Origin of the sequence: Brevibacterium sp. NPDC056726, from assembly GCF_042790515.1 — a bacterium.
Lineage (GTDB): Bacteria > Actinomycetota > Actinomycetes > Actinomycetales > Brevibacteriaceae > Brevibacterium > Brevibacterium sanguinis.
On sequence record NZ_JBHTYZ010000007.1, the window covers coordinates 1 to 24305 of the forward strand.

General features: G+C 68.3%; 21 protein-coding genes. 6 read left to right on the forward strand and 15 right to left on the reverse strand.

Translation table 11 applies throughout. The features are described 5' to 3' along the window. Positions 1-530: 530 nt before the first annotated feature. Both ACFQ91_RS14930 and ACFQ91_RS14935 read right to left on the reverse strand, forming a co-directional pair. Entirely contained in the window at positions 531-1340 is an 810-nt protein-coding gene (locus ACFQ91_RS14930; protein ID WP_344258279.1) for a TSUP family transporter, read from the reverse strand. A gap of 10 nt (positions 1341-1350) precedes the next feature. Next, positions 1351-3261, reverse strand: a complete 1911-nt coding sequence (locus ACFQ91_RS14935) for a proline--tRNA ligase (RefSeq protein WP_344258276.1) — start codon at positions 3259-3261, stop codon at positions 1351-1353. 307 nt (positions 3262-3568) lie between these two features. Here ACFQ91_RS14935 and ACFQ91_RS14940 point away from each other — a divergent pair, with 307 nt between their 5' ends. After that, on the forward strand, positions 3569-4414 hold the full coding sequence (locus tag ACFQ91_RS14940) for an NUDIX domain-containing protein (RefSeq protein ID WP_344258274.1): 846 nt from the start codon (positions 3569-3571) through the stop codon (positions 4412-4414). Next, positions 4404-4796: an RNA-binding S4 domain-containing protein gene (locus ACFQ91_RS14945; RefSeq protein ID WP_198499135.1), complete on the forward strand. Its 393-nt coding sequence runs from the start codon at positions 4404-4406 to the stop codon at positions 4794-4796. The genes ACFQ91_RS14940 and ACFQ91_RS14945 overlap by 11 nt, the downstream gene beginning before the upstream one ends. A 14-nt stretch (positions 4797-4810) precedes the next feature. Here the strand turns inward: ACFQ91_RS14945 and ACFQ91_RS14950 are convergent, their stop codons facing one another. Both ACFQ91_RS14950 and ispG read right to left on the reverse strand, forming a co-directional pair. After that, positions 4811-5689, reverse strand: a complete 879-nt coding sequence (locus ACFQ91_RS14950) for a DUF4081 domain-containing GNAT family N-acetyltransferase (RefSeq protein ID WP_249121045.1) — start codon at positions 5687-5689, stop codon at positions 4811-4813. A 10-nt stretch (positions 5690-5699) separates the two neighbouring features. Beyond that, positions 5700-6848 carry a flavodoxin-dependent (E)-4-hydroxy-3-methylbut-2-enyl-diphosphate synthase gene (gene ispG, locus ACFQ91_RS14955; protein WP_198499137.1) on the reverse strand — a complete coding sequence of 383 codons (1149 nt, stop codon included), beginning with the start codon at positions 6846-6848 and terminating at the stop codon, positions 5700-5702. Positions 6849-7160: 312 nt separating this feature from the next. Between ispG and ACFQ91_RS14960 the strand changes: the two genes are divergently transcribed. Together ACFQ91_RS14960 and ACFQ91_RS14965 are read left to right on the forward strand one after the other, a co-directional pair. Next, on the forward strand, positions 7161-8567 hold the full coding sequence (locus ACFQ91_RS14960; protein WP_376871959.1) for an APC family permease: 1407 nt from the start codon (positions 7161-7163) through the stop codon (positions 8565-8567). Continuing rightward, positions 8564-10012, forward strand: a complete 1449-nt coding sequence (locus ACFQ91_RS14965; RefSeq protein ID WP_376917356.1) for a serine hydrolase domain-containing protein — start codon at positions 8564-8566, stop codon at positions 10010-10012. The genes ACFQ91_RS14960 and ACFQ91_RS14965 overlap by 4 nt, the downstream gene beginning before the upstream one ends. Positions 10013-10049: 37 nt before the next feature. Here the strand turns inward: ACFQ91_RS14965 and ACFQ91_RS14970 are convergent, their stop codons facing one another. Together ACFQ91_RS14970 and dxr are read right to left on the reverse strand one after the other, a co-directional pair. Beyond that, positions 10050-11594: a M50 family metallopeptidase gene (locus tag ACFQ91_RS14970; RefSeq protein WP_376871953.1), complete on the reverse strand. Its 1545-nt coding sequence runs from the start codon at positions 11592-11594 to the stop codon at positions 10050-10052. Position 11595: 1 nt separating this feature from the next. Further along, on the reverse strand, positions 11596-12885 hold the full coding sequence (gene dxr / locus ACFQ91_RS14975) for a 1-deoxy-D-xylulose-5-phosphate reductoisomerase (RefSeq protein WP_376871950.1): 1290 nt from the start codon (positions 12883-12885) through the stop codon (positions 11596-11598). Between the two features lie 96 nt (positions 12886-12981). Here dxr and ACFQ91_RS14980 point away from each other — a divergent pair, with 96 nt between their 5' ends. Then, positions 12982-14181 carry an acyl-CoA dehydrogenase family protein gene (locus tag ACFQ91_RS14980; RefSeq protein WP_376904108.1) on the forward strand — a complete coding sequence of 400 codons (1200 nt, stop codon included), beginning with the start codon at positions 12982-12984 and terminating at the stop codon, positions 14179-14181. Positions 14182-14435: 254 nt separating this feature from the next. Here the strand turns inward: ACFQ91_RS14980 and ACFQ91_RS14985 are convergent, their stop codons facing one another. From ACFQ91_RS14985 to rpsB, 8 genes are all read right to left on the reverse strand, one after another. After that, complete coding sequence (locus ACFQ91_RS14985) at positions 14436-15119, reverse strand: hypothetical protein (protein ID WP_376871944.1); 684 nt, start codon at positions 15117-15119, stop codon at positions 14436-14438. After that, positions 15112-15672 (reverse strand): DivIVA domain-containing protein, encoded by a 561-nt coding sequence (locus ACFQ91_RS14990; RefSeq protein ID WP_376871941.1) that lies wholly within the window; start codon positions 15670-15672, stop codon positions 15112-15114. The genes ACFQ91_RS14985 and ACFQ91_RS14990 overlap by 8 nt, the downstream gene beginning before the upstream one ends. 105 nt (positions 15673-15777) lie before the next feature. Further along, on the reverse strand, positions 15778-17016 hold the full coding sequence (rlmN, locus tag ACFQ91_RS14995; RefSeq protein WP_376871966.1) for a 23S rRNA (adenine(2503)-C(2))-methyltransferase RlmN: 1239 nt from the start codon (positions 17014-17016) through the stop codon (positions 15778-15780). A 175-nt stretch (positions 17017-17191) separates the two neighbouring features. Further along, on the reverse strand, positions 17192-18178 hold the full coding sequence (locus tag ACFQ91_RS15000; RefSeq protein WP_376871938.1) for a phosphatidate cytidylyltransferase: 987 nt from the start codon (positions 18176-18178) through the stop codon (positions 17192-17194). Beyond that, positions 18178-18735 (reverse strand): ribosome recycling factor, encoded by a 558-nt coding sequence (gene frr, locus ACFQ91_RS15005; RefSeq protein ID WP_137826030.1) that lies wholly within the window; start codon positions 18733-18735, stop codon positions 18178-18180. The genes ACFQ91_RS15000 and frr overlap by 1 nt, the downstream gene beginning before the upstream one ends. A 167-nt stretch (positions 18736-18902) precedes the next feature. After that, the gene (gene pyrH, locus ACFQ91_RS15010) at positions 18903-19655 is read right to left on the reverse strand and encodes a UMP kinase (protein WP_137826029.1); all 753 of its coding nucleotides are present in this window, start codon (positions 19653-19655) and stop codon (positions 18903-18905) included. A 164-nt stretch (positions 19656-19819) separates the two neighbouring features. Continuing rightward, positions 19820-20647: a translation elongation factor Ts gene (gene tsf, locus ACFQ91_RS15015; RefSeq protein ID WP_137826028.1), complete on the reverse strand. Its 828-nt coding sequence runs from the start codon at positions 20645-20647 to the stop codon at positions 19820-19822. A 33-nt stretch (positions 20648-20680) separates the two neighbouring features. Further along, positions 20681-21646 carry a 30S ribosomal protein S2 gene (gene rpsB / locus ACFQ91_RS15020; RefSeq protein WP_344251703.1) on the reverse strand — a complete coding sequence of 322 codons (966 nt, stop codon included), beginning with the start codon at positions 21644-21646 and terminating at the stop codon, positions 20681-20683. Positions 21647-22302: 656 nt separating this feature from the next. Here rpsB and ACFQ91_RS15025 point away from each other — a divergent pair. Continuing rightward, positions 22303-23325 (forward strand): peptidoglycan DD-metalloendopeptidase family protein, encoded by a 1023-nt coding sequence (locus ACFQ91_RS15025; RefSeq protein WP_344251702.1) that lies wholly within the window; start codon positions 22303-22305, stop codon positions 23323-23325. 12 nt (positions 23326-23337) lie between these two features. Here the strand turns inward: ACFQ91_RS15025 and ACFQ91_RS15030 are convergent, their stop codons facing one another. Continuing rightward, a complete protein-coding gene (locus tag ACFQ91_RS15030; protein WP_344251701.1) occupies positions 23338-24273 on the reverse strand; it encodes a tyrosine recombinase XerC in 936 nt (311 codons plus the stop codon). Positions 24274-24305 lie beyond the last annotated feature (32 nt).

A 24305-nucleotide genomic window follows, 5' to 3' on the forward strand; every position in this document is an offset into this window, starting at 1 on the left:
ATTCGATAGATAAGCTTCGTGCCCATCGCGATTCCTCCTTCTCGTGTTCCCTTGCCACTGGGGCCAGGGTGTTGCACTAGAAGTTAGAAACCGCCCGCGGCGGATCGACACTCTGCGACCTGAACTTTCCCGGCACGCGGTCCAGACGGCCCTGGGAATTCTGCGCCACATTCGAGGTGATCACTGGCCCGAAATCGCCATGGAGGAGGCGCTCAAACTCCATTGGAGCGCCGCACATCGTGCCTCCAGCTCCACACACAACCTCCCCCTCCACACACAACCCTCCGCTCCGACTTCAGGACGCAGAATGCCGATATCCGCACGGCGGATCGACACTCCGCGACCTGAAATTTCCCGGCACACGGTCAGAGGCGCTGAACGACCCGCGGTCAGGGGCGCAGGGCGACCCGAGGTCAGGGGCGCAGGGCTACCCGCGGTCAAGGGCACAGGATGGTCCTCGGCCAAGGACACAAGGCTGAGGGCTGAGCGCTGGGGGCTGAGCGCTGCGAGCCGAGAGCCTAGGGCCGGGCTCACCGGATGAGGTCGGCGACGACGTCGTAGCCGAGCTTGAGGACCATCGCGGAGACGACGACGATGAAAACGATGCGCACGAAGCCCGAGCCCTTCGCGATCGCCGTCCGCGCCCCGATGATCCCGCCGGTGACGTTGCCGGCGGCGACGACGAGACCGAGCAGCCACACGACCTGGCCGTCGGGCACGAAGTAGACGAGTGCCCCGAAGTTCGTCGCCCAGTTGACGATCTTTGCCGTCGCCGAGGCCTGGAGGAACGAGAAGCCGATGATCGAGACGAAGGCGATGACGAGGAACGAACCGGTGCCCGGCCCGAGCACTCCGTCGTAGATGCCGATGACGAGGCCGATGAGCCATGACACGGCGTGGTGGCGCTTCGAGGACTCCTCGAAGCGGAGGCGGGCGTCGGTGCCGAGGCTGGGGTTGAGCAGGGTGAAGATGCCGACGGCGATGAGCGCGGCGAGGATGATCGGGGTGAAGAGCTCGGCGGGGACGAGGGTCGCGAGCTTCGCCCCGAGCACCGCCCCGAGGAACGCGGTCGCCGCCGCCGGGATCGTCGCCGACCGGTCAGGGGTGACGCGGCGCAGATAGGTCACCGCCGAGGCGGTCGTCCCCGCGATCGACCCGACCTTGTTCGTCGCGACGGCTTGGACCGGGGTCATCCCCGGCACGAGGAGCAGCGCGGGCAGCTGGATGAGGCCCCCACCGCCGACGACGGCATCGATCCAGCCCGCCAGGGCGCCCGCGGCGAGCAGCCACAGGAGCATGACGAGGGTGACGTCGATGCCGCCGGTGAGGACTTCGCTCATCGTCGGCGGGTCACTCCGTCCGGGCGGACTCGGCTTCGGCAGTGTCGGCTGCGACCTCGGCCGAGTCGACGGCGGCCTCGATCGAGTCCTCGATGACGGCCTCGTCGGCTGCGGCAGCGGCGGCGGCATAGGCGGCACGGACCTTAGCCACGGTCGTGGGGACCACCTCGGCGACGGGAAGCTCCTGCTTCTCACCGGCGAAGACGTCGCGGACCTCGATGACCCCTTCGCTCAGGCCGCGACCGACGACGACGACCGTGGGGATGCCGATGAGCTCGGCATCGGCGAACTTGAACCCGGGCGAGACCTTCGTCCGGTCGTCGAGGAGAACGCTGACGCCGTCGGCCTCGAACTGGGCGGTGAGCTCCTCGGCGGCGGCGTTGATCTCCTCGCCCTTGCCGGCGGCGATGATGTGGACATCGGCGGGAGCGAGGTGCTGGGGCCAGAGCAGACCGCCCTCGGTGTGGTACTCCTCGGCGATGCAGGCCATGACCCGGGTGACGCCGAGGCCGTAGGAGCCCATGGTCACGGTCGTGGCCTTGCCGTTCTGGTCGAGGACGGTGAGGTCGAGGGCTTCGGCGTACTTGCGGCCGAGCTTGAAGATCTGGCCGATCTCGACGCCCCGGGCGAGCTCGAGCGGACCCGAGCCGTCGGGGGCGGGGTCGCCGATGACGACCTCGGCGGCTTCGATCGTGCCGTCAGCGGTGAAGTCACGCCCGGCGACGAGGTCGAAGACGTGCTTGCCGTGTTCGTTCGCGCCGGTGATCCAACGTGTGCCGTCGACGATGCGGGGGTCGAGGAGGTAGCGGATCTTCGTGCTGCCCTCGGTCCCCAGGACCGGGTTGTCGAGGTCGAGGCCCGGGCCGATGTAGCCCTTGACGAGTTCCGGGTGGAGGCTGAGGTCCTCGGCGGTCGCGGCTTCGATGTCGACTTCGCCGTTGCTGAGCATGCCGGTGCCGGCGGCGCGGTCGAGGTCGACCTCGCGGTCTCCGGGCAGGCCGATGACGATGACCTCACGGGTGCCGTCAGGGTGGGTGACGGCGCAGACGACGTTCTTCAGGGTGTCCGCGGCCGTCCACTCGCGGTCGGAGCGGGGGTGATTCGCATTCGCGGCGGCGACGAGCGTCTCGATCGTCGGGGTGTCGGGGGTGTCCTCGACGTGGGCGGCCGGCGAGTTCTCGTACGGGATCGCCTCGGGCACGATCGAGGTGACGGCTTCGACGTTGGCCGCGTAGCCGCCGGGTGAGCGGACGAAGGTGTCCTCGCCGACCTCGGAGGGGTAGATGAACTCCTCGGTGCCGGATCCGCCCATCGCCCCGGGGGTCGCCTTGACGGGCAGGCTCGGGATGCCGAGGCGGGCGAACGCGCGGATGTAGGCCACGCGCATCGCCTCGTAGGAGGCGTCGAGGCCGGCGTCGTCGATGTCGAAGGAGTAGGCATCCTTCATGATGAACTCGCGACCGCGCAGCAGTCCGGCGCGGGGGCGGGCCTCATCGCGGTACTTCGTCTGGATCTGGTAGATCGACAGCGGCAGGTCCTTGTACGAGGAGTAGAGGTCCTTGACGAGCAGGGTGAAGAACTCCTCGTGCGTGGGCGCGAGGATGTAGTCGTTCTTCTTCCGGTCCTGGAGGCTGAAGAGGTCGGGCCCGAAGGCCTCCCAGCGGCCGGACTGCTTGTAGACCTCGGCCGGCAGCAGGGACGGGAAGTGGACTTCCTGCGATCCGGCCCGAGACATCTCGTCGCGGACGATCGCCTCGATCTTGCCGAGCACCGCGAGTCCCAGCGGCAGCCACGTGTAGATGCCCGGGGCCGACCTGCGGATGTAGCCGGCCCGGTGGAGCAGCTTGTGGCTGGCGACCTCGGCGCCGACCGGGTCTTCCTTCTGAGTCCGGACGAACAGCGACGACATGCGCAGGGCCATGGATGTTTCTCCTCGGGCGACGTGGGGGTATCAGTCCGAACATTATCCGCCTGCGTGCGCGCGCGTCCATTCGCCGATCATCGGGGCGCGGCCGACGTCGGTGCGTGTCCTGTCATCGATCCCTCCCTTCGCCGAGGCGGTCCCCCGCAACGCGGTCGCGGGCTCCTTCGCCCGCGGCAGCCATGGAGCGCACCCGCAGCCTGCGCGGTGTGCGTTCGGCGGCCTGCGCGGTGTGCGTTCGGCGGCAGTCGGCGGGCGAACTAGACTGGTCAGCGCTGCCGATTCCGCTGACCCGATCATAAAGAGCATGCCTGACACGACAACCCTCTCGCAGTTCCCCCGACCCTCGGTCGCCGTCGACACTGCCGTCCTCTGCCCCGTGCCCGGTCGTGGGCTGCACGTGCTCCTCACCCGGTCCCGGGATGGTCGGTGGCAGCTGCCCGGGTCGATTCTGCGTCCGCAGGAGCGCCTCGCCGAGGCGGTCGCCCGGTGTCTGCGCGAGAAGGCGCAGCTCGTCGACCGTTCCCCCGTCCAGCTCCACGTCTTCGACCAGCCCGACCGCGATGACCGCGGATGGGTGATCTCGGTCGCCCACCTCGACGTCCTCTCGGCCGCCGATGTCGGCCTCGCCGACGGCGACACCGGCACCGCGAACGGCGATGACGAGGTATCCGACCAGCCTCTCGCCGAGGCGGATGCGCGCGGGTCCGAGCACGCGGCCGACTCCCCTGCGACCGGGGCTGCCGAAGCGGGTGCCATTGTCGGCTCCCCCGGCACCACAGAGACCGCAGGCCCCACTGCCGAGTCCGGTCGGCGGAAGCTCGTCCCCGTCCACACGGTCCACGAGCTCAGCGAGGAGCATCAGGAGATCGTCCGCGTCGCCGTCCACCGCCTCCGCGCTCTCCACGAGCGGACCCCGGACCCCTTCGGCCTGCTCCCTGCGGAGTTCTCCCTCCGGCAGCTGCGGGCCCTCCACGAGGTCGTCGCCGGTGAGGAGATGCAGGCCGACACCTTCCGACGGACGATGCTGCCGCTGCTCGACGCGACGGGGCGCGCGGTGACGCAGGGACGCGGGCGGCCGGCGCAGACGTTCACGCGACGCTCGGAGATCGCGCTGCGACAGGATGCCAGGGGCGGTCTCGATGGAGATTGACCGGACGCCCGGGGCGGCGGTGCGCATCGACGTGTGGCTGTGGACGGCGCGGATGTTCAAGACCCGCAATCTCGCCACGCAGGCGTGCCGCGGCGGACATGTCCAAGTCGACGGGCAGCGGGTCAAGGCCGCGCAGAAGGTGACGATCGGTCAGGAGGTCCGCGTCCGCAAGGCCGGCACCGAGTTCATCTGGAAGATCACGGGCATCCTCCCCACACGGCCGGGTGCCGCGATCGCCGTCGGCGCCTACGAGGATCTCACTCCCGCCCCCGACCCCGCGCTGCGGGGTTTCGTCCCGAAGCGCGACAAGGGGCTGGGGCGGCCGACGAAGAAGGATCGCCGCGACCTCGACCGGCTCCGCGGCCGCGACTCTCAGCGGTAGCGAGGCCGCGCGCCTCAGTACATCACGGTGGCGAAGGTGCCGACCTGATCGAAGCCGACGCGCTTGTACATCCGCAGAGCCGCCTCGTTGTAGTCGTTGGCGTAGAGGCTGACCGTGGGATGTCCGGCCGCCCGCGTCTGCGTGACGACGGCGGCCATCCCTGCGGCACCGAGCCCGTGGTTGCGCGTGTCGGGGTGGACCCACACACCCTGCACCTGGACGATGCGCGGCGAGCGGATGCCGATGTCGGCCTTGAAGAGGACCTGTTCGGCACGGTCGGTGGCGGGCCACCTCGGTGCCGGACTGCCGCTGGGCAGGGTCGGGGAGATCCGGACGAAGCAGTTGCCGCCGCGGATGATGCCGCGCACGCGCGCGAGGTAGCTCGACTCCCCGCCTTCGATGGGCGAGAAGCCGACCTCCTTCGTGAACATGTCGACGCTGGCGGGGAAGACCGTCGGCAGCTGTTCGAGGGTCGCCAGTCGCACCTCGGGGTCGGGTTCGACGTCAGGGTCCGAGCTGATCGCGAGCAGCGGCTGGCGTTCGCGCACGCCGCGCGGCCGGCCCCAGCTCAGGCGGCTGTCGAGGTCCATGATGATCTCGCGCCGCCCGATGAGCGAACACGACGACCGGCCGTCGGCGTTGAGCTTCGCGGCGAGCACCGCGTTCGTCTCGGGACTCGCGTTGACGGGGATGATGTTGCCGCCCACCCAGTAGGCGGCGACGGGCCGGTCGCCGTCGAAGACGCCGTAGATGGTGCCGCCCGGGGAGTTCGTCGCCGCGGTGCCGGTGACGTCGAGGAGGGCGAGGAGGTAGACGTTCTCGCAGGGATTGAGGGCGAGCAGGCTGGTCAGCCATGCCGTGTGCCGGTGCCCGAGGGGAGCTAGTCTCAACACATCGGCTCGATCAGCCGACGACGACTTCCGGCGGCCCGGACGGGATGTCCGACTCTTCGGCGATGCGCATGGCCTCTTCGATGAGGGTCTCGACGATCTGCGACTCCGGCACGGTCTTGATGACCTCGCCCTTGACGAAGATCTGGCCCTTGCCGTTGCCGCTGGCCACGCCGAGGTCGGCTTCGCGCGCCTCACCGGGACCGTTGACGACGCAGCCCATGACGGCCACGCGCAGCGGAACCTCCATGCCCTCGAGGCCCGAGGTCACCTTCTCCGCGAGCGTGTAGACATCGACCTGAGCGCGACCGCACGACGGGCACGAGACGATCTCGAGCTTGCGCGGCTTGAGGTTGAGGCTCTCGAGGATCTGATTGCCGACCTTGACCTCCTCGACGGGGGGCGCCGACAGGGACACGCGGATCGTGTCGCCGATGCCCTTCGACAGCAGCGCCCCGAACGCGGTGGCGGACTTGATCGTGCCCTGGAACGCCGGTCCCGCCTCGGTGACGCCGAGGTGGAGCGGCCAGTCGCCGCGTTCGGCGAGCATCTCGTACGCCCGGACCATGATGACCGGGTCGTGGTGCTTGACGGAGATCTTGAAGTCGTGGAAGTCGTGCTCCTCGAACAGGGAGGCCTCCCACACCGCGGATTCGACGAGCGCCTCGGGGGTGGCCTTGCCGAACTTCTCCATGATCCGCTTGTCGAGCGAACCGGCGTTGACGCCGATCCGGATCGAGGTGCCGGCGTCCTTCGCGGCGGCGGCGATCTCCTTGACCTGGTCGTCGAACTTGCGGATGTTGCCGGGGTTGACGCGCACGGCCGCGCAGCCGGCGTCGATCGCCGCGTAGACGTACTTCGGCTGGAAGTGGATGTCGGCGATGACGGGGATCTGCGACTTCTGGGCGATCGCGGGAAGGGCGGCGGCGTCGTCGGCGGACGGGCAGGCGACGCGGACGATGTCGCAGCCGGAGGCCGTGAGCTCGGCGATCTGCTGGAGGGTGGCGTTGATGTCCGTCGTCGGCGTCGTCGTCATCGATTGGACGCTGATGGGGTAGTCGGATCCGACTCCCACCTTGCCGACGTGGATCTGCCGGGTCTTCCGCCGAGGTGCGAGAACGGGAGGCGGAGGAGCTGGCATGCCGAGGTTGACCGATGTCACGAAGACGATCCCTTCATTGGGGCTGTGCGGCTGGATCGGCAGCCGTGACAGCCCGATAGTACGAGTCCTTCTCATTGTAGGACGACAACCATCGTCCCGGTCGGCCGGCTCCGGTGTGATCGCTCACGACCTGGAGGTTCCCTGTCAGCGCCGAGGTGGGGCGACGTCACCGGAGCGCGCTCGGTGGCCGCGGGAGGGGTTTGTACAGCGGTGACCGCGGGAGGCAGTGCGCAGCGCAGTGTCGGGCAGCCGCGTCAGGGGCGTTCGGTAATGTGCGGTGACAAGAACAGACAGCCTGAGGATGGAGGTCCCATGACGGACTTGAGGCGGAGTCTCGGCACCGTCCAGCTGCTCGCCTTCGGAGTCGCCGGCGTCGTCGGAGCGAGTTGGATCTACACGAACTCGACGTTCTTCGATGCCTACGGGGCCGGGGGCGTCATCCTCGGCCTCTGCCTCGGTGTGGCGCTGGCGGCCTGTGTCGCGCTGGCCTACGCCCGCCTCGCGCAGGCGTTTCCGCGCGCCGGCGGTGAGGTCGTGTTCTCCTTCGCCGCGCTCGGGCGCGGCGCGTCGTTTCTCACCGGATGGATGCTGCTCGGTGCCTACGTCTCCTCGCTGGCCTTCTACGTCACGGCGTTCGGCTACCTGCTCGGCCGCTTCGTTCCCGGCCTCAACACGATTCCCCTCTACACGATCAACGACGAGACCGTGTACCTGCCCGGCCTGGCGATCGGGATCGGGCTGACCTTCGCGTTCTTCGCCCTCAACTGGTACGGGATCAGTGTGGGTGCGCAGGTGCAGATCCTCATGTTCGGCCTCATCATCGCCGGTGGCCTCGCCCTCATCGTCACCGGGTTCACCGCCGGCAGCCCGGGCAACTTCTTCCCCGCCTTCGCCCCCGAAGCGACTCCGGTGACGGACACGCTGCGCTTCGTCGTGCCGGGCATGACGTTCCTCTCCGGGTTCGGACTCGTCGCCGTCCTCGCCGAGGATGCCAAGATCTCCCCGCGCAGGATCGGTCGCACAGTGGTGTGGACGGTCATCATCGCCGGCAGCTTCTACGTTCTCGTCCTTCTCGCGACGGCATGGGTCCATCCCTGGGAGGAGGTCGCCGGCATGGAGCTCGGCACCGTCGACGCGTTCCGGGCCGCCGGGTTCCCAGCCCTCGGCGGCGTCGCCTACGCGATCGCGGTGCTCGGGCTGCTCACCAGCTTCCTCGGTCTCTTCGTCGCCTCGTCCCGGATCCTCGTCGCCATGGGCCGCGCCGATCTCCTCCCGCGCCGCCTCGCCGCCGTCGACGCGCGCTCGGGAACACCGCGCACCGCGCTGATCTTCACCCTCGTCATCACCCTGGGCCTGGGCTGGCTGGGCCCGGGGGCAGTGACGTGGTTCCTCGACACCGGCGGTATCTATCTGGGTGTCGTGTGGATCATGGTCGTCATCGCCAACCTCCGGCTGCCTGCCTCGCGCGCCCCGAGGTCGGCGCTCGCCACGGGATTCTCGCTCCTCGGCGCGATCGGCGCTCTCGGCGTCATCGCTCTCGCGCTCTGGCCGGGAACCGGATCCTCACTGGTCTGGCCGCACGAGTACATCATCCTCCTCGTCTGGATCATCCTCGGAGTCGTGCTCTTCGCCCTGTCGCGACGCACCGACCCGCGCGACTCCCTCGCGACCCTGCTCGGTCACGACGGCAGCGAGACCGAATCTTCGGTGGAACGATGATGACCGCCCCGGTCGCGCCCGACATCGATGTCGTCCTGCGACGCCTCCTCCGTGCCTCCGACGAGCTGTCGGCGCTCGGCGGGGAGTTGGCGTACGGCGTCCTCGAGCGGCATGGCGTCCAGAACGCCGAGGCGAAGCTGACCAATGCCCACCGGCCCTACCGCATCGCGTCGATGACGAAGTCGTTCACCGCTGCGATGATCGGGTCGCTCGAGGCCTCGGGCCTCAACCTCGACTATCCGATGTACTTCCTCGTGCCGGATCTCAAGGGCACGGCGGTCGGTGAGCTCACCAGCCGCGAGTGCCTGACGATGGGCACGGGGTTCGGCAAGGACGATCCGTGGGCGGACCGGATGGAGTCGATGAGCACCTTCGACTTCCTCACATACCTCCAGGGACCGCTCGTGCCGATCGCCGAACCCGGCACCGGCTTCGAGTACTGCAACCTCGGGTACGCGTTGCTCGGTCTCGCCGCGGAGTCCGTCACCGGTCGCACGCTGCCGGAGATGGTGGCCACCGAGGTGACCGTTCCCCTGCAGATGACCCGCACCGGCTTCGATGTCGCCGACTTCCCCGATCTCGTCCCAGGCCTGCGCATCGACAGGCGCGGACGCGCCCACGTCCTCGAACCGACGAGGCCTGGCGCATTCTCCGCGATCGGCGGCATGGTCTCGACCGCCGCCGATGTCTGCAATTGGATGAACGTCCACCTCGACTCCCTCGACGCCGAAGCGAGCAGCGCTCCCGGAGCCTGGTCCACGGTGCTCACCGCGGGCCAGCGGCCGCACCGCCCCATAGCCGTCGAGACGAGCCGCCTGCACACCGAGGACGTCGCCTACGGCTACGGGCTCATCCACCGTGAGGACTCCCGGTTCGGACCGGTGCTCGGCCATTCGGGCGGCTACCCGGGCTTCGGCTCCCATATGCGGTGGTTCCCCGGGCTGAACCTCGGGATCGTCGTCCTCGGCAACACCACGTACTACCCGGCCGAACGCATCGTCCGCGACGCCGTCGACGCCGGCTGGCTCGCCGCGATCGGGCGCGCCGACGAGATCCCGGAGGTGCCGGCGGACGTCCCGCTGACCTCGGCCCCGCCGGTCCTCCCGCGCGAGAGCACGCCCGCGCCGACCCACCCGCTGCCGGCGGGACCGCGCACCGGCCGGACCGTCCTCGGGGCCGCCGCTGCGGTGCTCGACTGGGATGAGGCCTTCGCCGACGCCGGCTTCGCCGTGAACATGGACCTCGACGAGCCGCGCGAGGAGAGGAGGGAACGCCATGTCGCCTGGTGCCGCGACCACGGCGTCGCCCCGACCACACCGGTGACCGTCGACGACCTGACGATGGAGAACCGCCTGCTGGGAACCGTGGCGATCACGGACACGGCGTCAATCACGGTCCGGCTCGACCACCTCGGCGATGTCCAGGCGATCACCCTGAGCGACTGAAAGTCGCCCGGCACAAAGGCCGCCGAAACGACCGCCCCTAGCGGGCCGAGTTGAAGATCGCGTCGAGGGTGATCGGTTTGACGAGGTCGACGTAGACGAGGAGCGCGGTCATGCAGAGCATGAGGCCGATGACGACGTACGTCAGCGGCAGCAGCTTCGCCGTGTCGAAGGGTCCGATCTTCCCGCGCCCGCGCCACCGGTTGATCCGGCGCCTCGCGCCTTCGTAGAGCGCGACGGCGATGTGGCCGCCGTCGAGCGGCAGCAGCGGGATCATGTTGAACGCGAAGAGGAAGATGTTGAGCGAGCCGAGCACGCCGAGGCCCAGCTGCGCCTTCTCAACGACCTGCAGGTCATCGGTCGAGACGATCTCACCGGCGACGCGACCGACGCCGACCATGCCGACGAGGCCCTCGGGGTCGCGCTCCTTCGCACCCGTGGCGACCTGAGCGATGTCGACGAGTTTGACGGGCAGTGTGACGATGGCCGTGAACACGCCGGTGACCTGGTCCCACACCGCTCCGGGGAATTCGCTGAGCGGCAGCGGCTGCCGCTCCTGGACGGGGCCGATGCCGAGGAAGCCCTCCGTCACCGTCTGCGGGGTGCCGTCGGGGTTCGTCATGAGGTTGCCGCGGTCGTCGACGCGGGGGCGCTCGTGGGCGATGATCGGCACGCTCACCGTCTGCGCGGCACCGTCGCGGACGAAGTCGACCTCGACGCTCTCCCCCGCATGGTCCTTGATGACCGAGGACAGCTCGTCCCAGTTCTCCGTCTCCACACCGGCCACCGAGGTGATCCGATCGCCGGGTTCGAAACCGGCCTCCCACGCGGGGGTGAGCTGGTCACCGGGCAGGCACGCGTTGCGGTCCGCGGCCGGTCGCTCGGCGGCCTCGGTGGCGGGGACCGCACATTCGACGACGGTCTGCACCGTCGTCGTCGGGGTCATCACGCCGATGCCGAGCAGCGAGATCGCCATGATGACGATGCCGAGGACGAGGTTGACAAAGGGGCCGGCGAACATGACGACGAGCCGTTTGGGCACGCTGAGGGCGTAGAACGTCCGGTGCTCCTCCCCCGGCTCGATCTCGTCGTTCGACATCTCCCGGGCGTCGGCCATCGTGTTCTCGAACAGCCGTCCCTTCCGCTTCGTCCGCGGTCGCAGGGTCGCCTCATCGCCGTCGCCGAGGTGGTCGCCGGGTGCGGTGGCGTCGTGCGGGGTGGCCCCGTCGACGGGAGCGGCAGCGGTGGCGCCGCCGAGGTCGGCGGTCGACTGCTCCTGAGTGGCCGACTGCCCGGCGGTGCCCGTCTGCACGGCGGGTGCCTCGGCGCGCTGCTTCGTCGCATCGAGCGGCGGGTACATGCCCGGCATCGCGATGAAGCCGCCGAGCGGCAGCGCCTTGATCCCGTACTCGGTCTCACCGCGCTTGAACGAGAAGAGCGTCGGCCCGAATCCGACCATGTAATGGGTGACCTTGACCCCGAACCGCTTCGCCGGGGTGAGGTGGCCGAGTTCGTGGAGGGCGATCGAGATCGAGATGCCGAGGAGGAAGAGGATGATCCCGACGATGAAGAGGACGACGGTCATCTCACTCCCCGCCGGTGCTCACGCCGACGCCGGCCGGCTGCGAACCGGAGGCCGCCGAGGCGGTGCGGACCGCATCGCCCTCCGCTGCCTGGGCCGCCACGTGCTCGCGCGCGAAGTCCCGCGCCCAGGCGTCGGCGGCGAGCACGGTCTCCACCGTGTGCTCGGGTGCCGGCTCGTGCGCCGCGAGTGCCTTCTCGAGACCGGAGTCGATGCCCGTGAACGGAATGTCCCCGGCGATGAAGGCCGAGACGAGCACCTCGTTGGCGGCGTTGAACACCGCCGGGTAGCTGCGGGCGCGCTTTCCGGCTTCGATGGCGAGCCCGAGCGCGGGGAACGCGACATGGTTGACCGGCTCGAACGACCAGTGCATGGGCTGGCCCCAGTTGTTCGGGACCGCACCGGAGGTCACCCGACGCGTGCTCCCGTCGTCCTGGGTGCCGAGGGCGTAGGCGATGGGCAGGCGCATGTCCGGTGGGGAGATCTGCGCGATCGTCGAGGCATCGGTGAACTCGACCATCGAGTGGATCTGGCTCTGCGGGTGGACGACGACCTCGATGCGGTCGAAGTCGATGTCGAAGAGGAGGTGGGCTTCGATGACCTCGAGGCCTTTGTTGACCAGGGTCGCCGAATTGATTGTGATCATCGAGCCCATCGACCAGGTCGGGTGCTTGAGCGCCTGGGCGGGCGTGACCCGGCGCAGGGCGTCGCGGGTCATGCCGCGGAACGGCCCGCCCGAGGCGGTGATGACGAGCCTGCTCACCTCGCCGTGCGTGCCCGAGCGCAGAGCCTGGGCGATCGCGGAGTGCTCGCTGTCGACGGGGATGAGTCGGGCCCCGGTCCGCTTCGCGGCGTCGAGAACGAGGGAGCCGCCGATGATGAGGGACTCCTTGTTCGCCAGGGCGACATCGGTGCCGGTCGCCAGCGCCGCGAGCGTCGCCCCGAGCCCGGCGGCTCCGGTCACCGCGTTGAGGACGATGTCGGCCGGTCGGCCGGCGACCGCCTCGGCGGCATCGTCTCCGAGATGGATTTCACGAACGGGAACACTGATTCCGCGCTCAGCGGCGAGTTCGGACAACCGGTTCCGCACCTCGTCCTCGCCTCCTGCCGGAGGCGTCGTCAGCCCGATGACGGGGACGGAGAAGTCGAGGGCCTGTCCCAGGAGGAGGTCCATCTGGGACCCTCCGGCAAGCCCGACGACTGCGAAATCGGTTGCGTTCTCAGCCAGGACGTCGAGGGCCTGCGTACCGACCGATCCGGTCGACCCGACTACAATGATCTTACGTTCGCTCACGCCTACCGATGATGCCAAAGTTCTCTGGGAAATGACTCGACAGCGGCTTTCTCGGCGTGGGCGATGCACATGCGATCAATGGCGAGAGAGGTATAGATGAGTGCAACGATGAGCCCCGACGAGATCCTGGGACTGGATTCGGTCTTCGACGCCGATGACCTCGAATTCGCGCACGTCGTCCGCAAGTGGCTCGATGAGAACGTGCGGGAGAAGATCGGCGGCTACTTCCTCGATGCGACCATTCCCGCCCGTGAACTCGCCGAAGGCCTCGGAGAGCTCGGCGTCCTCGGCATGCACCTCGACGGCTACGGCTGCGGTGGGTCGACGGCCACGCAGTACGGGCTCGCCTGCCGGGAGCTCGAGGCCATCGACTCCGGTCTGCGCTCGCTCGTGTCTGTGCAGGGTTCGCTCGCGATGTTCGCCATCCACCGCTACGGCTCCGAGGAGCAGAAGCACGAATGGCTGCCGAAGATGGCCGCCGGCAAGGCTCTGGGCTGCTTCGGCCTCACCGAACCCGATGTCGGCTCCGACCCCTCGGGCATGAAGACGACGGCGCGCAGGGACGGGTCCGACTGGATCCTCAACGGCGCGAAGATGTGGATCACGAACTCGCCGGTCTCCGATGTCATGGTCGTGTGGGCCAAGACCGAGGACACCGATGAGAAGGGCCGCCCGGTCATCCGCGGCTTCGTCGTCCCCACGAACACCGAGGGGGTGCAGACCCCGGAGATCCACCGCAAGATCTCCCTGCGCGCCTCGATCACCGGTGAGATCGTCCTCGACAACGTCCGCCTCCCCGAGGATGCGATGCTGCCGGAGGCGAAGGGCCTCAAGGCGCCGCTGTCGTGCCTGTCCGAGGCGCGCTTCGGCATCGTCTTCGGCGTCACCGGCGCCGCCCGCGACGCTCTGCTCTCGGCGATCGAGTACACGGGCACCCGCATCCAGTTCGACCGCCCGATCTCCTCGTTCCAGATCTCGCAGCAGAAGCTCGCGAAGGCCTTCGGCCAGTACTCGCAGATCACGCTGCTCGCAGCCCACCTCGGCGAGCTCAAGGACTCGGAGAAGGGCGTGCGTCCCGAGCAGATCAGCCTCGGCAAGATGGTCAACGTCGACACCGCGATGAACGTCTGCCGCGACCTGCGGGCGCTCTTCGGCGGTTCGGGCATCACGAGCGAGTACCCGCCGCTGCGCCACGCGGTCAACCTCGAGACCGTCCTCACCTACGAGGGCACCCACGAGGTTCACCAGCTCACGATCGGTCGCGCGCTGACGGGCATCAACGCCTTCGCGAACTGACGCGCCGCTGCGGCCTGCGACTATCGGCCAGAAATGCGAATGCGGGAGACCAGTTCCCCGCATTCGCACTTCTGGCCGACATTTCTGTTTGTCCGCGCACTTCTCGCAGGCAGGACGACTTCTGGCTGGCAATCCCACTTTCGGCGAACACACCTGCGGCGAGCACTGAGCACACCTTCGGCGGGTTCAGAGACATTCGGCACGCAGAACGACTTCTGGCGCCCAGCAACGGCGCCCGAGAGCCAGCGCCGGCATCACTGCTCGTCGAGGACGGTCTCCTGCAGCCACTCCACTCCGTCGGCGGCCGCAACGGCGCCAGCGTCGGTGAGGGCGATCGTGCGCTTCGCCTCGAGGGGGACGACGACGGCGGATTCGACGCGGGAATCGCGCATCGCCTGATCGAGGTTCGCCGTCTGCCCGTCAACGGTGATGCCCACGCCTTCGAAGCGCGAACGGATCACCTTGACGACGGCCCGCCCGGGTGCGATCGCGTCCGCGTCGATCGGGTGGATGCGCACGACGGTCACATCATCCGCACGATCGTCACCGACACTCTCGCCGCTGCGGGCGTCGACGACCATCCCGATGCGCAGCGCCGCGAGCGTGCTCAGGGCGCGTGCCGCCGCGGGCACCTCGGCGTCGATGCGCACCTGAGTCCGCTCAGGATCGACTCCCATGGCGCGCAGGATGCCGCCGAGCTTCGCACTGCGGTCGAGCACCTCGGCGCGATCAAGCTCGACGGGCTTGGACAGGGCGCTGATGAGCCGCGGATCCGTGACCTCACGCCCGTCGATGAGCGGCGCTTCGGGCGTGTCTCCGGTGATGACGATGTCATCGGCGCCCCCCATGGCGATCGGATGGTCGAGGACGTCGTAGACCGGGTTGAGGGTCCCGGCGTTGTCGCCGGCGGGCTTGCTGAACCAGTGGATGTCAGTCAACGGAGGCCATCACCTCGACGACGCGGTCGATGAACGCGTCGACCTGGTCCTCGTCGTAGGCCTTGTTGCCCTTCGCCGTCTTGAACAGGACACGGCGCACCTGGTCGACGCTCATCGCCACTCCCTGCGTGAAGTAGGAGTTGACCTTCTCGCACATGTCGTCGACCTGGGCGATGTCGTAGCCGATGACCCCGGGGGCCGGGTTGTCGAACCGCTCCCTCGCGTCGCGGACGAGCCGGCCGCGCAGGGACGCGGCGACGCGGGTGAGCTCCTGCACCCAGGCGTCCTGTCCGGACTGGGCGATGAGACGGTCGCGGGCCTGCTTGGCGAAGGCGTCCTCGAGGCGGTCGAGGGCGGCGTCGACGACGGCGACATGGTAGCCCTTGCGGACGAGGTCGAAGCCGACGGTGCGCACGGCACGCGAGTCGAGGTCACCGGGCTGCGGGGTCGGCCGTTCGAACGATTCCCGAGCCCGTTTGAAGAAGCTGTCGACCTGTTTGGGGTCGTAGCCGTTCTTCCAACCCGACATTCGAGGGAACGTCGTGTCCGCCATGATTCCTCCAGAAGCGAATCGCACAATAAGTCGTTTCCACCATGATAGATGGAGTGTCCGGCCGATGCCGTGTCAGCGGCGGGCCCGTGGGCCGCCTGCCAGCGTTCAGTCAGCGGCGGCGAGCTGTCCGCATGCTCCGTCGATGTCGGAGCCGCGGGTGTCGCGGATCGTCGTGGGCACGCCGGCGTCGACGAGGCGGCGGACGAATTCGTTCGCGACCTCCGGTTCCGAGGCCGTCCACACCGATCCCGGCGTCGGGTTGAGCGGGATCGGGTTGACGTGGACCCAGCCGCGGCCGCGCGCGTTGAGCTTCTTCGCGAGCAGGTCGGCGCGCCAGGCATGGTCGTTCATGTCCTTGATGAGCGCGTATTCGATGCTCACCCGCCGGCCGGTGACCTTGTAGTAGTTGTAGGCGGCGTCGATCGCCTCGTCGGCATTCCAGCGCGTGTTGACGGGGATCATCTCATTGCGCAGCTCATCGTCGGGCGCGTGGAGGCTGAGGGCGAAGGTGACGGGGATATCCTCGGCGGCGAGCTTGTTGATGCCGGGCACGAGCCCGACCGTCGAGACCGTGATCCGCCGGGCCGACATGCCCAGGCCCTCGGGTGCCGGGGCGACGAAGTGCCGCACCGCGTTCATCACGCGCTTGTAGTTGGCCAGGGGTTCGCCCATGCCCATGAAGACGATGTTCGTCACCCGTTCGGGCCCGTTCGCCGAGGCGGCCCCCGCCTGACCTGCGGCCGCCCCGGTGGCACCGTCCGGAGTCTCCCCCTGCTCTTCGTCGGCTTCAGCGCCGAGGGCGACCTCATCGTCGGCGACCGCACCCGACGTCAGGGGTGCGAGCTCACCGGCGGCGATCGCCTGGTTGGCGCGGATGACCTGTTCGACGATCTCGGCCGTCGACATGTTCCGGGTCAGCCCCTGCTGGCCGGTCGCGCAGAACGGGCAGTTCATGCCGCAGCCGCACTGACTCGACACGCACAGGGTGATGCGGTTGCGGTAGCGCATGAGCACCGATTCGACGAGAGCACCGTCGAAGAGCCGCCAGAGGAACTTGATCGTGTCGCCGTTCTCCGTGGTCAGGCGGCGCACCTCGGTGAGCAGGGGCGGGAAGAAGCGCTCTGCCAGGGGTCCGCGCAGGTCCTTGGGCAGATCGGTCATCGACTCGACGTCGGTGTGGTACCGGGTGAAGTAGTGGTTGGACAGCTGCTTCGCGCGGAAGGCGGGCAGCCCCATCTCCTCGACGGCGGCGATGCGCTCGTCCATCGTCATGTCCGCGAGGTGCTGCTGCGGCTGCGCGACGCGCGGTGACTTGAAGTTGAGCAGCGGACGACCGTCGCGCATCGGGGTCGTCGACGTCGTGCCGTCGGCATGCTCGACGACGGGTCTGACTTGTCTGCTTCCACCTGATGCACTCACCCGCCCATTGTCTCATGGTCTGTGGACAGGCGGGTTGTGGTCGGGACCACCCGGAGCCGGCCGCGACCGCCTCGGCGGCCACCGGCTCAGCGGGTGGGGCTCAGAGGAATCCGGGAAGGACGGAGAACATCACGAGCGCGACGGGAGCGGTCGGGAGGATCGAGTCGAGACGGTCCATCACCCCTCCGTGTCCGGGCAGCAGGGTGCCCATGTCCTTGAGGTCGAGATCGCGTTTGATCATCGATTCGCTGAAGTCGCCGAGGGTGGCGAAGGCGGGAATGACGACGCCGATGATCAGACCTGCCCAGAAGGGGGCGCCGAGGAGGGTGACCGCGAGCGTCGTCGCGACGGCGGCGGTGAAGACGACGGATCCGGCGTAGCCCTCCCACGACTTCTTCGGCGAGATCCGCGGGGCGATCGGGTGCCTGCCCCAGAGGACGCCGAAGACGTAGCCGCCGATGTCGGAGGCGACGACGCTGGCGAGGAAGATGATGACGTAGAGGTTGCCGTCGGGCAGGGTGAGGAGATAGACGACGAAGCACGCCATGAGGCCCACGTAGGTGAGCGCGAAGAGGGAGAGGGAGACGTCCTTGACGGCGTTCTTCCGGCGCTCGACCATCGTGAAGAGCATGACGGCGCCGGCGCTGGCGGCGAAGGTCACCCACAGGGCTTCGCGACCGCCGAAGTACGTGGCGACGACCATGCAGGCCGCCGAGATCATCACGGGAATCCGGGAGACGAGGGAGCCCGAGCGGGAGAGCGCGTTCGCCAGCTCCCACATCGCCGCGACGATGGCGATGAGGATGACGAAGATGAAGGACTCGGGGAAGAAGATGAGGGAGACGAGGACGACTCCGCCGATGAGCAGTCCGATGCCGATCGCGGCGGGAAGGTTGCGACCCGCCCGCCCGTAGTCCTTCGGCGCCGGAGCGACCTCGACCTCCACCTCGGCGGCGGAGTAGACCGTGTCGGTGCCGCGCAGGTCACGCCTCTTCGGGAACGGGGCCTGCGCAGACGCGCCCCGATCCGACCCCTCTGCCGGGGTCGGATCGGATGCGGGAGTCTCAGGTGTCGACAACGCGATCATCAGACCTCGAGGAGCTCAGCTTCCTTCTGATCGAGGAGCTTGTCGATCGAATCGACCTTCTTCTTCGTGATGTCGTCGAGTTCGGAGATCGACCGGGTGACCTCGTCCTCGCCGGCTTCGCCGTCCTTCTTGATTCGCTCGAGGGTCTCCTTGGCGTGGCGGCGGATGTTGCGGATCGAGACCTTGCCGTCCTCGGCCTTGCCCTTGACGATCTTCACGTACTCCTTGCGGCGCTCCTCGGTGAGTTCGGGGAGGACGACGCGGATGACGTTGCCGTCGTTGGCGGGGTTGGCGCCGATGTCGGAGTTGCGCAGCGCGTTCTCGATGTCGCCGAGGGTGCCCCTGTCGTAGGGAGTGATGAGGATCGTGCGGGCTTCCGGCGTCTGGAACGAGGCGAGCTGCTGGAGCGGCGTCGGCGCTCCGTAGTATTCGATCTCGATGTTCGCGAAGAGCGCGGGGTTGGCCCGGCCGGTGCGGATCGACGCAAAGTCCTCTTGCGTGAATTCCACGGCTTTGTCCATCTTCTCCCTGGCCTCTGCCAGTGTTTCTTCAATCACGAGACACTCTTTTCAGTCGATTGGAGCTGTGTGAACATTCTATGTGTCCGAGCTCGCGTTTGGCGCACTCGGACCACGGCGGATTCGCGTCCGCCGGTGTGTCGGCTGCGGGTGCCTGACCAGCGGATCCTGGTCGGCGAGCCCCCGGGATGACCCCGCCGCGCAGGCTACTTGACGACGGTGCCGATCTTCTCGCCGGAGATCGCCTTGCGCAGGTTGCCCTCCCCTTCCATGCCGAAGACATGCATCGGAAGCCGGTTGTCCATGCAGAGGGAGAACGCGGTCGCGTCGACGACCTTGAGGCCCTTCTGCAGAGCCTCCTGGTAGCTGATCTCGTCGATCTTCACGGCGTTGGGGTCGAGCTTCGGGTCGGCGGTGTAGACCCCGTCGACGCCGTTCTTCGCGATGAGCACCTCGTCGGCGTGGATCTCGAGCGCACGCTGCGCCGCCACCGTGTCGGTGGAGAAGTAGGGCAGACCGGCACCGGCGCCGAAGATGACGACGCGGTTCTTCTCCATGTGCCGCATCGCGCGGCGCGGGATGTAGGACTCGGCGACCTGGGACATCGGGATCGCGGTCTGCACGCGCGTGTCGACGCCGAGCTGCTCGAGGAAGTCCTGGAGTGCGAGGCAGTTCATCACGGTGCCGAGCATGCCCATGTAGTCGGCGCGGGTGCGGTCCATGCCGCGCTGGGAGAGTTCGGCGCCGCGGAAGAAGTTTCCGCCGCCGACGACGATGCTCACCTCGACGTCGTCGACGGTGGGGGCGACTTCCCGGGCGACGGCAGCGACGACGTCGGGATCGACGCCGATGCTGCCTCCGCCGAAGACCTCGCCTGAGAGCTTGAGCAGCACCCGCCGACGGTGGGTGCGCAGGGGTCGGCTGGCATGGCTCGATTCGTGTACCGGGGTCGATGTCATTGAGGTCCTTCTTCCATGCGGGCGGCGCCGCCTTGTGGGCAGCGCCGTTCCGGGGTGGTTCGTCTGGGTCAGTCTAGCGAAGACGGGGCCGGACCGAATCGGTCCGACCCCGTCATCGGATCACGCGGGGATCATGGTGATCCCGTCAGCGATCGTGCTGCGGTTCAGGCTCCCACGCGGAAGCGGAGGAAACCGGTGGCCTTGAGGCCGGCAGCTTCGAGGACCTTGCCCACGGACTGCTTGGGATCCTTGGCGAATCCCTGGTCGAGCAGGCAGTTCTCCTTGAAGAAGCCGTTGACGCGGCCTTCGATGATCTTCGGCAGTGCCTGTTCGGGCTTGCCTTCGTTCTTCGCGGTGTCCTCGGCGATGCGACGCTCGTTCTCGACGAGCTCGGCGGGGACGTCCTCACGGGAGAAGTACTTCGGAGCCATCGCGGCGATGTGCACGGCGACATCGTGGGCCACGGTCTGGTCGTCGCCTTCGTAGCCGAAGAGAACGCCGACCTGCGGGGGCAGGTCCTTGTTCGTCCGGTGGAGGTAGGACTCGACCTTCTGGCTCTCGAGGCGACCCACGCGGCGCAGGTCGACCTTCTCGCCGAGGGCGGCGCCGGACTCGGTGATGAACTGGGCGACAGTCTTGCCGTCGGCCTCGACCGAGAGGAGGGACTCCGCCGACTCGGACTTGTTCGACACCGCGAGGGCGAGGACTTCGTCGGCGAGGTCGATGAAGCGCTGCGACTTCGCGACGAAGTCGGTCTCCGAGTCGAGCTCGATCATGGTGCCGACTCCGCCGTCGACGAAGCTGGCCACGAGTCCGTCGGAGGTGGCGCGGCCTTCGCGCTTGGTGGCGCCCTTGAGGCCCTTCACGCGGAGGAGCTCAACGGCCTTCGCCTGATCGCCGTCGGCCTCGTCGAGGGCCTTCTTGACGTCCATCATTCCCGCGCCGGTCTTCTCGCGCAGTTCCTTGATGTCAGCGGCAGTGTAGTTTGCCATTCTTTCTCCTAGTGGTGGTGGAGGTGAGTGAGATCAGGACTCGGTGGAGTCAGCGTTCGCGTCGGCATTGGCCTCGGCGTCGGCTTCAGCGGTGGCGGCGTCGGCCTTGGCCGTCTCGGCCTCGGCGTCGGCAGCGGAGGTGTCACCGGCAGCGGCGTCAGCGGTGGCTGCGTCCGCGGCGACCTTGGCCTCGGCCTCGGCGGTGTTGGCTTCGCCCTCAGCGGCGTTGCCTTCGAGGAGCTCGCGCTCCCACTCGGGCATCGGCTCGACGGCGGAGACGTTCTTCTCACCGGACTCGTCGTCGCCGGAGTGGCGGGCGATGAGGCCCTCGGCCACGGCGTCGGCGATCACGCGGGTGAGCAGGGACACCGAGCGGATGGCGTCGTCGTTGCCCGGGATCGGGTAGGTGACGTCGTCGGGGTCGCAGTTCGTGTCGAGGATCGCGATGACCGGGATGCCCAGCTTCTTCGCCTCGTCGACGGCGAGGTGCTCCTTCTTCGTGTCGACGATCCACACGGCCGACGGGGTCCGCTGCATGTCGCGGATGCCGCCGAGGGTCTTCTCGAGCTTGTCCTTCTCACGACGGAGGATGAGGAGTTCCTTCTTCGTGTGCGAGGAGCCGGCAACGTCGTCGAAGTCGATCTCTTCGAGTTCCTTGAGGCGGCGCAGACGCAGGGAGATGGTCTGGAAGTTCGTGAGCATGCCGCCCAGCCAGCGCTGGTTGACGTAGGGCTGGCCCACGCGCTTGGCCTGCTCGGCGATGGATTCCTGAGCCTGCTTCTTCGTGCCGACGAAGAGGATCGAGCCACCGTGCGAGACGGTTTCCTTGACGAACTCGAACGCGGTGTCGATGTAGCCCAGCGACTTCTGCAGGTCGATGATGTAGATGCCGTTGCGCTCGGTGAAGATGAAGCGCTTCATCTTCGGGTTCCAACGGCGGGTCTGGTGTCCGAAGTGGACGCCGCTGTCGAGCAGCTGGCGGATGGTGACGACGGCCATGCCGACGCCCTCCTTTCTCGAGCACCCTGCTGCGGGTGCGTTGTGCCACGGTGAGCCGCCGGCTGTGAGCCGACGACGCCTGTGACGGTTTCGGTTGATTCCTGGCATCCGGTTCATCCGCCCCACACGCACTGCAGGCGTGCACCAAGGGATGGAGAAGAAATCGGATGCGCGTAGTCAGAAGACACGCTTCTGCTGGAGCCAGTCTATCGCGGGTGACCAAGCCATTTCCAATCGGTCCCCCGCGCCGAGGCGGCCCTGCGGTCCCGGGTCCCGATCGAGGTGACGCGGGGGCTGGGTCTGCGGGGCGGCCGCGCCGAATCGACTCGAGTGCCAGGACCTGTGGATGGTCGAGCCGGTGGTCCCCGCGGGGACGCGGCACTGCCCCTTGACCAGGTGACGGTGCGTCCCCGTCGCCGAGGTGGTTCGCGGTTCGCCACGCGTCGTGGCGAACGGGTCGCGGCGGGCGGTGCCGCCGCGCCGCGGCCGGCGCGCATCATCCCATCCGGCGCCACTGGGCTCGGCCGCACTCGCGTGCGGCGATCTGTGGATGCCTGTGTGACTCGTGTGCACCTGAACTGTGGAGGCTGAGAGGCCGTCCACAGGCGGTTGCGGCGGCCGTGACAGGCGCATCGGTACGGGGTGAGATGGACGGCATGCCGAATCCTCCCCGACCGCTCACTCCTCGCCAGCGCATCCCATCTCGGAGTCGCTCCGGAGCGACTGCGTTCGCGACGCTCGCCGTCACCGTACTCGTCGTCGTCGCCTTCGGTCTGCCTGCCAACGCCAGAGCGGACCAGACCGGTCCGGAGGCGACGACGTGGGTCTCCCCCGTGCCCGTCATGGAGATCGTCACCGCCTTCGATCCACCGCAGGAGACCTGGCTGGCAGGGCATCGGGGCATCGACATCCGCGCCCTGCCGGGTGAACCGCTGCGGGCTCCGACGAGCGGAGCGGTGCGCTTCCGCGGTTCGGTCGCGGGCACCGACACGGTGAGCATCACCACCGACTCAGGCCGCACCGTCTCGTTCCAGCCGGCGACGACGGACCTCGCCGTCGGTGACGCAATCGCCGCGGGTGAGCAGATCGGCGAGGTCACCGACGGGGCGCACTGTGACGAGGACTGTCTCCACGTCGGGGTGTGGCCGACCGGCAGCGACCGCGCGTACGTCGATCCGGCGCCGTTCTTCGGGCAGGACGCCTCGGTGCTCCTGCCGCTCTCTCGCAAACCCGCCGAGGAGCCGGCCGGTGACGACGGTGACTCCGGGGCCGGGTCCTGGGGCGGGCACCGGAACGGCCGGATCCCCGCCTCGGCGATGTGTGAGCTCAAGACCGCCCCGGGACAGCTGCTGCGCTGTGACGCGCAGGCGGCGTTCGACCGGCTTTCCTTCGCGTTCGAGGCGCGGTTCGGTCGGCCGATCTCCGTCACCGACGCCTATCGCGACTACGACACGCAGGTCATCCTCAAGAAGCGCAAGGGCCGGATGGCGGCCACACCCGGGACCTCCAACCACGGGTGGGCGCTCGCCGTCGATCTGGGCGGTGGGATCAATGCGTTCGGCAGTGCCGAACACGAGTGGATGCGCGCGAATGCGCCGACCTTCGGCTGGGTGCACCCGTCGTGGGCGAGACAGTCGGGTTCCCTGCCCGAACCGTGGCACTGGGAGTTCCGGAAGTGAGGGACGGGGAGGCTACGCCCGGGGGTGCGCCTGCCGGTAGGTCTCCTGCAGTCGCTGCATCGACACGTGGGTGTAGATCTGTGTGCTGCTCAGCGTCGCGTGCCCGAGGAGTTCCTGGATCTGGCGGAGGTCGGCGCCGTTGTCGAGCATGTGCGTGGCTGCGGAATGACGGAGTCCGTGCGGCCCGATGTCCGGGGCCTCCGGGTTGAGGGCGCCGTACCGGTGGACGAGGTCGCGGACCTGACGCGCCCCGATCCGTCCTCCGCGCCGGCCGAGGAAGAGGGCGTCTCCGCTCTTGTCAGTGGCGATCCTCTCCCGCATCCGCAGCCATGTCTTGAGGGCCTGGGCGGCGGGTGTCCCGAACGGGACACGGCGCTCCTTGTTGCCCTTGCCGAGGACGGTGATCATCGAGCGGTGGTCATCGACGTCGGCGCGGTCGAGTCCGCAGAGCTCGGAGACGCGGACCGCGGTCGCGTAGAGCATCTCGAGGATCGCAGTATCCCGGGCCTGCATGGCCTCATCGGCCTCGTCCTCGGGCGGCGCGTCGTCTCCCGGGTCCGCTCCGGCGGTCTGGCCCGCTGCGATGAGGTTCGCCGCCTGCTTCGGTTTGAGCACGGTCGGGAGGCGGGAGTCCTTCTTCGGGGTGCGCAGGCGGGCCGCGGGGTTGGTCGCCAGTCCCAGGGAGTTCACGCAGTAGCCGAAGAACGATCTGAGGGCGGCGATCTTGCGCGCCACCGTCGACTTCGCGGCACCCGCATCATCGAGGGCGATGAGCCACGACCGCAGCTCGCCGAGGCCGATGTCGGCGACGTCGGTGGTGCGGACGTGGTCGAAGAAGTCCGTGATGTCGGCGACGTAGGCGCGGCGCGTGTGGTCGGAGACATCACGGGAGCGCAGGTGGTCGGCGTAGGCGTCGACCACCGTGGGGAAGCGGTGTGCGTTGGTCACAGTCCCCAGACTACGCGGTTGCGCAACCGCGA

What these genes read in the sequence shown, in the direction of transcription:
- ACFQ91_RS14930 (WP_344258279.1), bottom strand. Translation starts at nt 1,340, where the DNA reads ATGAGCGAAGTCCTCACCGGCGGCATCGACGTCACCCTCGTCATGCTC.
- ACFQ91_RS14935 (WP_344258276.1), bottom strand. Translation starts at nt 3,261, where the DNA reads ATGGCCCTGCGCATGTCGTCGCTGTTCGTCCGGACTCAGAAGGAAGAC.
- ACFQ91_RS14940 (WP_344258274.1), top strand. Translation starts at nt 3,569, where the DNA reads ATGCCTGACACGACAACCCTCTCGCAGTTCCCCCGACCCTCGGTCGCC.
- ACFQ91_RS14945 (WP_198499135.1), top strand. Translation starts at nt 4,404, where the DNA reads ATGGAGATTGACCGGACGCCCGGGGCGGCGGTGCGCATCGACGTGTGG.
- ACFQ91_RS14960 (WP_376871959.1), top strand. Translation starts at nt 7,161, where the DNA reads ATGACGGACTTGAGGCGGAGTCTCGGCACCGTCCAGCTGCTCGCCTTC.
- ACFQ91_RS14965 (WP_376917356.1), top strand. Translation starts at nt 8,564, where the DNA reads ATGATGACCGCCCCGGTCGCGCCCGACATCGATGTCGTCCTGCGACGC.
- ACFQ91_RS14970 (WP_376871953.1), bottom strand. Translation starts at nt 11,594, where the DNA reads ATGACCGTCGTCCTCTTCATCGTCGGGATCATCCTCTTCCTCCTCGGC.
- ACFQ91_RS14980 (WP_376904108.1), top strand. Translation starts at nt 12,982, where the DNA reads ATGAGTGCAACGATGAGCCCCGACGAGATCCTGGGACTGGATTCGGTC.
- ACFQ91_RS14990 (WP_376871941.1), bottom strand. Translation starts at nt 15,672, where the DNA reads ATGGCGGACACGACGTTCCCTCGAATGTCGGGTTGGAAGAACGGCTAC.
- rlmN (WP_376871966.1), bottom strand. Translation starts at nt 17,016, where the DNA reads ATGCGCGACGGTCGTCCGCTGCTCAACTTCAAGTCACCGCGCGTCGCG.
- ACFQ91_RS15000 (WP_376871938.1), bottom strand. Translation starts at nt 18,178, where the DNA reads ATGATCGCGTTGTCGACACCTGAGACTCCCGCATCCGATCCGACCCCG.
- pyrH (WP_137826029.1), bottom strand. Translation starts at nt 19,655, where the DNA reads ATGACATCGACCCCGGTACACGAATCGAGCCATGCCAGCCGACCCCTG.
- tsf (WP_137826028.1), bottom strand. Translation starts at nt 20,647, where the DNA reads ATGGCAAACTACACTGCCGCTGACATCAAGGAACTGCGCGAGAAGACC.
- rpsB (WP_344251703.1), bottom strand. Translation starts at nt 21,646, where the DNA reads ATGGCCGTCGTCACCATCCGCCAGCTGCTCGACAGCGGCGTCCACTTC.
- ACFQ91_RS15025 (WP_344251702.1), top strand. Translation starts at nt 22,303, where the DNA reads ATGCCGAATCCTCCCCGACCGCTCACTCCTCGCCAGCGCATCCCATCT.